Here is an 8,145-nt window from a genome sequence, read left to right as displayed (position 1 = left end):
CCCATCTTTCCATTTTACTGTAGAAGCAAAACTTGTAATCGCATCCTCAGGATTTTCCTTATATTTTTCTGCCAAGCTTCCGAGCATATTCACATCTACACCGTTCATTTTACTCATATTTAAGACTCCTCTATTTTATATTTTTCATAGACCTATCTTAATTGAATCCTCGCTTGTCCTTTATGACTTTTTAGGCGGGATCGCACACCCTTCATCAGTACATAGTCCTTCACTAGAGGTTTCATCAGAAAGAATTTCAAACTTAGCTACCGGATGCTCTTCTTCCCAAACTTTCTCCAACACTTGAGAAAAAGATTCTGTCGGCTGTGCCCCTGAAACTGCATATTTTTGGTTGAATATAAAGAACGGTACCCCGCTAATCCCAACTCGACGAGCTTCATCTTGATCTTTTCGTACTTGATCTTTATAAAGATCCTTATTTTTTAATACTTCGAGGGCTTCTTTTCTGTTTAATCCAACCGCTTCTGCAATATCGGCCAGTGTATCATAATCTCCTACATCCTTTGATTCAGTGAAATGTGCAATAAGTAATTTTTCATTCAACGTTGTTTCTTTGCCATTCGTTTTTGCCCATTTTAATAAACGATGAGCATCCAGTGTATTGGTGGGTTTAAGACTATCTAATTGAAAGGATAATCCCACGTTCTTGGCTTGTTGAGTTAAGTGGCTAAGAAATTCTTTTGCTTGTTCTCTTCCGCCAAATTTAGGGGTTAATTTTTCTACAAAACTTGTTCCATCATACGAAGAAGCTCCCGGATCAAGCTCAAAGCTTTTGTATTCAATACTTATTTCATCTTTATACGGTAATCCATCTAAGGCTCGCTCCAGATTTTGTTTACCAATATAGCAGAATGGACATGCAATGTCAGACCAGATTTCAATTTTCATGTTTCTACCCCTTCTCAGTTTTAGTTATTCGTCAAATGCAACCAGTGCATTTACTCCATGAGCAAGAGCGGAACCAGCTTTTAAAGCAGTAGCTACCATAATCGACTCAGCCAGTTCTTCTTTGGTTGCTCCGGCTTTTTTGGCTGCTTTCGTATGAATATCAATGCAATATGGACACCCAGTGGTATGGGCAACCGCAACCGCAATCAATTCTTTTTCCTTGGTACTGAGTATACTGGCTTTCAACGCTTGCTGATCAAAAGAAGCAAAGGATTTAAACGAATCACTTAATTGGGTAAACTCCCGCAGTCTATTAATATAAGATGCACGGTATAACTCGTCGTCATCGGTACCATCATACGCATTTAAAGCATTAACGCCATGAGCCATCGCCGAACCTGCCTTGAGCGCGGTGGCAACCATTATAGCTTCTGCCATTTCCTCTTTTGAAACACCATGTTTCTTAGCTTGTTTTACATGAACCTCAATGCAATAAGGGCATCCCGTGGTGTGGGCTATAGCAATTGCAATTAGTTCCTTGTATTTTGCTGTAAGTTTACCTTCAGCCAATGCTAACTTTTCAAAGGCTACAAACGCCTTGAATATCTCTGGAGAAACCGAGTTAAATTCTCCAATACGTTTAAAATTCGATTTTTTAAATAAACTGTCTTGATGACTCATAGAAAACCCCTCTATTCATTAGAAATTTGAGTGTACGCTGAGCTTTTATTCATCACGCTCAGAATTTTTTCCTTACTTACGCTTTTTCATAGATCCTACGATTGAATCAACAAGTTTCTCTCATTAAATGCCTCCTTTTAGTCGAAACAAGAAAACATTATTCAATTGATTAATTGAATTATAGAATGTGTAGGCATTTAAGTCAAGTCCTTTTTATGCGAACAGGAGGACACCTTGGAAGCCATGAATATCCAGATATTTAATGAATCTTTTATATCCAACCTTCCAAAATATGCATGCGAATAGCCATAAAAAAATGAACCCTTAGAATACATTGGTTAAACCCAGGGTTTATCTAATATATTCTAGGGGGTGCATTTCAAATCGATATAGGTTCTTCGTTAATTTTCATACTCCCGTTTAATACAATGTTTCGATTGCCTCACGCGTAAACGGAAGTAATTCTTCTGTTCGTCCATCGCGGATTTTGTTTACCCAGTCAGGGTCAGCCAATAATGCGCGCCCGACTGCGACCAAATCGAATTCTTCACGTTCCAATCTCTCGATTAAATCGCCCATCTTGTTGGCTTTGCCATTAGCCTCTTCCCCGGTATTAAAGAAATCCAAAAAATCAGCGTCAAGACCGACAGATCCAACTGTAATTGTTGGTTTCCCTGTCAGTTTTTTTATCCATCCTGAGAGATTCAGTTCAGATCCTTCAAAAGCTGGTTCCCAAAAACGACGAAGAGAGGCATGAAAGATGTCAACGCCTGCATCAACTAATGGCGTTAAGAAACGTTTTAGTTGTTCTGGAGTTTCAACTAATTTTGCTGTATAGGCATCATATTTCCACTGTGAGATTCGCAACACGATTGGAAATTCTGGTCCAACAGCACGTCGGCAAGCTGCGATAACCTCACTAGCAAAGCGTGCACGTTTGACAATGTCGCCACCGTATTCATCGTTACGCGAGTTTGTTTTTTCCCAGAAGAACTGATCGATTAAAAATCCATGGGCTGCCATAATCTCGATGCCATCAAAACCAACTTTTTTAGCATTGACTGCTGCCTGTACGAAAGCTTCAACCAATTCCGAAATTTCTTGTTTTGAGTAATCATTAACGTTGCCTCGTGCACCCATATGCCACATTTGAGAGAAAATTTTCCCACCGGCCTCGTGTACTCCATCAACTACTTTTGTCCAACCGTTTAGCGCCTCTTCTCCGTATAAGTGTGGTACGTCCTCCTGCCATGCTGGCACCTCGGATGCAACATCAGGATGGTTGATAAACGTACCCTCTGTCACAATAAGTCCAACACCATTTTCAGCTCTACGACGATAATACGCAGCGACATCCTCCCCTGGCACTCCATTTGGAGAAAAATTTCGAGTCATAGGTGCCAATATAATACGATTAGATAGTTTGAGATTTCCCATTTCGAATGGTTTAAAAAGAGCTTCAACAGATTGAGAATTATTCACAAAAAAACCTCCAAGTTTTATTATTGTCATTTTATAACGTAGACGTTCGTATATTAGCAACAATTAAATCAACTTATCTAACCCTAACAGTGCATATAAAAAGACTCTCGTTCTAACGTTTATAAAATGAACTGAGAACCAAGTTATGGTTGCATCACCCACAGAAGTCTGTTAAATAGGACAGCTTTCCTCCATTAAAGCAGATATCCAAATCGGTTCGATCTTCGGCTTAGGGCTTGTTTAACCTAAGACATTGATTTTCATGTAATTTTGGAAAACACTCTTCCATCAATAAAATTACTTGAAATCGAATCCTTGCTGCTCCAACATTCTTCTCACTTCAGGATAATAAATGTGGTTATAAAAGGAGGATACTTCTTGACTCCAACCTCTTGTTTCTTTTCCATTTGTACGTTTATCCATGTAGTTGGAGATCGTTTGATCATATTTTTTAATAAGGCCTTCTAAGTTGGTGTCGTACCGTTCTTTATGCCAAATTTGCTTTTTGAAGTAAACGTGGCTTCTTCGAGTAGTTTCTATATAGATATGCAATAGCGAAAAATCCCTTATGAACGTTTGTTATATACCTCAACAGCACTTTGCAGAAAATGTTCAATCTCTTCGCGTGATTTACGAAGCTTGTTGACATATCGAGTAAGCTCTTTACCGTCGACATAGGCTACAAAGCTTGGAATACCCATAATATTTTGTTCTTCACTTACAGTACCTACTTGATCTACATCCACCTCGATGAGATCCAGATCATTCGCAAATTTTTCTTCAACTTCAGGCATGAATGGATCAATAAATTTGCAGTCCGGGCACCAGTCTGCTTTAAAAACAGCAACTGTAATTTTTGGGGAACGGATAGCTGTATCAAAATCTGATTTAGAGGTAACTTTTTTCATTTTAATTTCTCCTTTTTTAATGGATGGTTTACCATTCCAATTGATGTTGTTCAATATAGTTACTTGTCAGATCATCTCCAGCATCAATCGATACCTTACCTTCGGTACCTACCGGCACACCTGCTTTGACAAGCAGCTGACCAATGTGGCATTTTTCTTCTGCTTGTAAGAATAATGCTTCGACCACAGTGATATCTTCCTTTGATGCACTCGAGGATAAAACAACATGCGGACGATGTGTAATGCTCAGTTGGTCCCCTCTAGCTATGTCCCCTTCTGTGTCCATAAAGAACCCGACAACGGGTACTTTCTTGCGATCGAGCATGTACGCTAGTGTCAGAGCATAACAAGCAATGGCAGAAGACATCAGGAGTTGTTGTGGATTAGCACCTTCTCCACTTCCGCCTTTCATAACAGGGATAGCAATTTGGGTTTGTAAATTGTCGCCTTTCATACGACCAAAACCTTTCGCGTCTTTGAACCAAACCGTATTCATATTCACTTTTTGATCCGGCATTTTAACATGCTCCTTTTCCCATATTTTTAATACTTGTACTTGTCACTAAAATCTTTCGATTCCGAAAATTTCGCAAGGATCTATTCGGTTAACAAGTTTTTAATTATTCTCCAAAGAATCGATAAACTTTTCGCTATCCATAGCCGCCATGGCTCCAGTTCCTGCTGCTGTAATAGCTTGACGATAGCGAGTATCCTGTACATCTCCACAAGCAAACACACCTGAAACATTTGTCATTGATGTGCCGGGTACTGTGACGATATAGCCATTCTCATCCGTTTCAATTTGACCATTTAAAAAGTCCGTATTCGGATGATGGCCGATGGCTACAAATACACCATGTGCATGTAGGATTTCCTCTTTGCCTGAGATATGGTTCAGGACTTTCAATCCTGTCACTCCACGCTCTTCCGCAACAACTTCAAGCGGGGTCCTGCTTAAAGCCCACTCAATTTTAGGGTTTGAACGAGCGCGATCTTGCATAATTTTTGAGGCTCTCAGTTCTTCTCGACGATGCACCACAGTAACTTTGGAAGCGAATCGTGTTAGAAAGTTTGCTTCTTCCAATGCAGTATCGCCTCCACCCACTACAATGAGTTCCTTATTTCGAAAGAAAAACCCATCACAAGTGGCACAAGTACTCACGCCCCGGCCTACATTTTCTGTTTCGCCTGGTATTCCTAAATATTTCGCACTGGCACCGGTGGAAATGATCAGAGTTTCAGTAATGATTTCACCTTTGCCCTCCACTTCCAGTTTAAACGGTCGTTTTTCCAAATCTACCGTCTTTACCCAACCATTAAGAAATGTAGCCCCGAAGCGTTCCGCTTGTTTACGCATATTATCCATTAATTCAGGGCCCATGATGCCTTCTGGAAATCCAGGATAATTCTCGATTTCAGTTGTTGTTGTAAGCTGTCCTCCTGGTTCAAGTCCTTCAATGACGAGCGGATTCATATTAGCACGAGCCAGGTAGATCGCTGCGGTCAGTCCTGCTGGACCAGTTCCGACAATTACAGATTTATACATATTCATCCCTCCAAATTTGATTGTTTTTACAGTTGCTTATAACCATATTTTTTAATATTCAATTGATTAATTGAATTATAGCATTAGGAAATCTGTTCGTCAATACACGGATAGAAATGACTACAAATGAGACACACATTGTAGAAATATATTTGGGGGCGGATGTTTGACTAATCTTTGCATTATGAAAAAAGCTGACAGAGCGCAATGGCAGTGTCAACCTTTGAGAGTTTATGTTTCATATGCGTTGTATGTTGGATATGTAATCCAGAATTTAAGATTTTCTTTTTATATACTCGCCTTACACATAGAAAGATGCAACTAGGATGTGCTTTGGTCCTCTATCAATAGATTGGAACGAATTGCTTAGCCCAAACTTATATGTTATAGCCTTGGTCGTCTATGCGTTTATGAGATACATGAAATAGAAAGGCTTTCTTTTTAACTTTCTAAATAGGGTATTCTTATAAATTTTATCAAGTTATATCCTTTTGACTTGACTCCACTCGGGTTGTTCATGTTAAAATTTTAATATTCAATTGAATGACCAAGAGCTCGATTTCGTGAGTAGAGTCAATTTTTGAGCATCTAATTTCCTCATTATGATTCTTCAGCTATGGATTATATTTTAAGGTGTATTTTAAGGCTTCTGCTATGCATGAATTGAAATTGGGGATTCCCGTTTTATAATACGACAAGAATAGAGGTTGAGAATAATGGAAGATATGCTGAACTCTGCGAAAATTTTTAAGGAAGATCTCTATAAACAATTGGCTAGAATCGGAAAATGTTTATCCAGTGATAAGCGCCTTGAGATCTTAAATGTGCTATCCAATGGTTCTAGAACCGTAGAAAAAATAGCTACTTGCACAGACATGAATATTGCGAATGTATCCCGCCACCTTCAAGTTCTGCTCGATGCAAAACTGGTTAAATTCACAAAAAAAGGAGTATATGTGATCTATTCTTTGGCTGATCCAGAAATCATCGAATTTCTTTCCTATTTATGGAGAATCAGCGAAAAACAACTTCCTGACATTAGTAGAATGAAAGATGATTTCCTAAATAATCTTGATGACGTTCAAACGCTTACGATGGATGAGGTTAGGGAGAAGATTAATAATGATTCAATAATTTTGGTGGATTTACGTCCTAAAGAAGAGTATGACATGGATCATATTGCGGGAGCAATTTCGATGCCGATGGAAGAATTAGATGCACTAATAAGAGAGATACCGAAAAACACAGAAATCATCGCATATTGCAGAGGCCCACTGTGTGTCTACTCAGCTCTGGCAACACAGAAATTACGATCTGAAGGCTTTACAGCTTTTCGCATGGAAGAGGGCTTAAATGAGTGGCAAGAACATTTTCAGTTACACTAAGCTGACTTCTAAGAACAAACGAAGAACAATTAATTTCTCCAATTCTTAACTAAAAGACTTCAAGGCCAATATTATTAGGCTCTGAAGTCCTTTTTAGTTAAGACAAACTTAGGAAACATGATATGATTTCTCTTAAGAGGTGGTTAGAAGTGGCGAATATTCAAGAAATTGCCCGCTTAGCGGGAGTATCCACAGCAACTGTATCACGAGTAATTAATAAACACGGCTACGTAAGTGATTTAACCAGACAAAAAGTTTTAGAAATTATCGAGGAGCTTGATTATGTCCCCAATGCTAATGCGATCTCTCTAAAAAAAGGTAAAACTCGTCAGATTGGAATAATGACGGTCTCCTTTAGTCCCATTATTATTAATTTTGTTCGTGCATTCACTCTTTTTGCTGAGAAAAACGGATTTATCATCACTCTTTTTATCACGAATGGAGAACCTGAAAAGGAGCTTATCGCCCTGGAAATGCTAAAACGGAAGCAATTAGATGCTATCGTGTGTTTGATACGGTCCAATGAATGGGATGTCATTGAATCCTATGCCCGGTATGGCCCCATTGTTATATGGCAACGTCTTCAAAACGAGAATCTCCCTTCTGTCTTTATGGATCAATTTCATGCCTATTCGACAGGTCTTGAATATCTTCATTCCAAAGGTTACCGAAAAATACTTAGCATATATCCGATGTCCAAAGGACTGAACACAAAGGAACGCATTCGTGCCCATACAGAATTCGTTAAGAAACACAATCTCATGGCGTATCCATTTCCCCATTTCGAAGATAAAACTTTAGTTCGTGATGGGGAGGAGCTTGCTAAATGGTGGGTATCGCAGGAAGACCGACCTGATGCTATTTTTTGTGCCAATGATGAAGTGGCAGCTGGTCTTATGACAGCCCTGCGTCGATTGGGATTTTCCATTCCGGGAGATTTGGGGATTATGGGCTTCGATAATACGGAGGTGGCTCACTTGCTCGATTTGACAACGATTGACTATCCTATCGACCAGCAAGCTGAGAATGCATTTCTTATTTTGCAAAATAAGTTGAATAACACCAAAAACAGGCTAAACACTTTAACATACAAGTTAGTTGAGCGAAGATCGACATAACGCAGTATCTTATACAGGCGTATGGTAAATCCTACAGTACATTAAAAAAATCACTTGTTCAAATTGAACAAGTGGTTCTATTAACCCTTTCTCACATACGTTACCATTGCATAACA

General features: G+C 39.1%; 9 protein-coding genes. 2 read left to right on the top strand and 7 right to left on the bottom strand.

The annotated features are described in order from the left end of the window. Nucleotides 1-180 precede the first annotated feature (180 nt). The 7 genes from AC6EJC_RS06350 to trxB all read right to left on the bottom strand — a co-directional run bounded on the left by AC6EJC_RS06350 (nucleotide 181) and on the right by trxB (nucleotide 5,526). Nucleotides 181-909 (bottom strand): DsbA family oxidoreductase, encoded by a 729-nt coding sequence (locus tag AC6EJC_RS06350; RefSeq protein WP_444953219.1) that lies wholly within the window; start codon nucleotides 907-909, stop codon nucleotides 181-183. A gap of 24 nt (nucleotides 910-933) precedes the next feature. Then, nucleotides 934-1,590: a carboxymuconolactone decarboxylase family protein gene (locus tag AC6EJC_RS06345; protein WP_254349315.1), complete on the bottom strand. Its 657-nt coding sequence runs from the start codon at nucleotides 1,588-1,590 to the stop codon at nucleotides 934-936. A gap of 420 nt (nucleotides 1,591-2,010) precedes the next feature. Continuing rightward, a complete protein-coding gene (locus AC6EJC_RS06340; RefSeq protein ID WP_444953218.1) occupies nucleotides 2,011-3,072 on the bottom strand; it encodes an NADH:flavin oxidoreductase in 1,062 nt (353 codons plus the stop codon). Between the two features lie 297 nt (nucleotides 3,073-3,369). Then, a complete protein-coding gene (locus tag AC6EJC_RS06335) occupies nucleotides 3,370-3,624 on the bottom strand; it encodes a hypothetical protein (protein WP_498474318.1) in 255 nt (84 codons plus the stop codon). Between the two features lie 14 nt (nucleotides 3,625-3,638). Continuing rightward, entirely contained in the window at nucleotides 3,639-3,980 is a 342-nt protein-coding gene (locus AC6EJC_RS06330) for a thioredoxin family protein (RefSeq protein WP_444953217.1), read from the bottom strand. Nucleotides 3,981-4,008: 28 nt separating this feature from the next. Then, nucleotides 4,009-4,497: an OsmC family protein gene (locus AC6EJC_RS06325; RefSeq protein WP_444953216.1), complete on the bottom strand. Its 489-nt coding sequence runs from the start codon at nucleotides 4,495-4,497 to the stop codon at nucleotides 4,009-4,011. Between the two features lie 99 nt (nucleotides 4,498-4,596). Next, nucleotides 4,597-5,526: a thioredoxin-disulfide reductase gene (gene trxB / locus AC6EJC_RS06320; RefSeq protein WP_190299332.1), complete on the bottom strand. Its 930-nt coding sequence runs from the start codon at nucleotides 5,524-5,526 to the stop codon at nucleotides 4,597-4,599. Between the two features lie 716 nt (nucleotides 5,527-6,242). On the opposite strand from trxB, the gene AC6EJC_RS06315 reads away from it, so the two are divergent. Further along, nucleotides 6,243-6,911 carry an ArsR/SmtB family transcription factor gene (locus AC6EJC_RS06315; RefSeq protein ID WP_190299330.1) on the top strand — a complete coding sequence of 223 codons (669 nt, stop codon included), beginning with the start codon at nucleotides 6,243-6,245 and terminating at the stop codon, nucleotides 6,909-6,911. Nucleotides 6,912-7,060: 149 nt separating this feature from the next. Then, on the top strand, nucleotides 7,061-8,029 hold the full coding sequence (locus tag AC6EJC_RS06310; RefSeq protein ID WP_190299543.1) for a LacI family DNA-binding transcriptional regulator: 969 nt from the start codon (nucleotides 7,061-7,063) through the stop codon (nucleotides 8,027-8,029). The last annotated feature ends 116 nt before the right edge of the window (nucleotides 8,030-8,145 follow it).

Source organism: Paenibacillus sp. TY11 (genome assembly GCF_059772165.1).
This window is presented reverse-complemented; position numbering and strand designations above follow the sequence as displayed.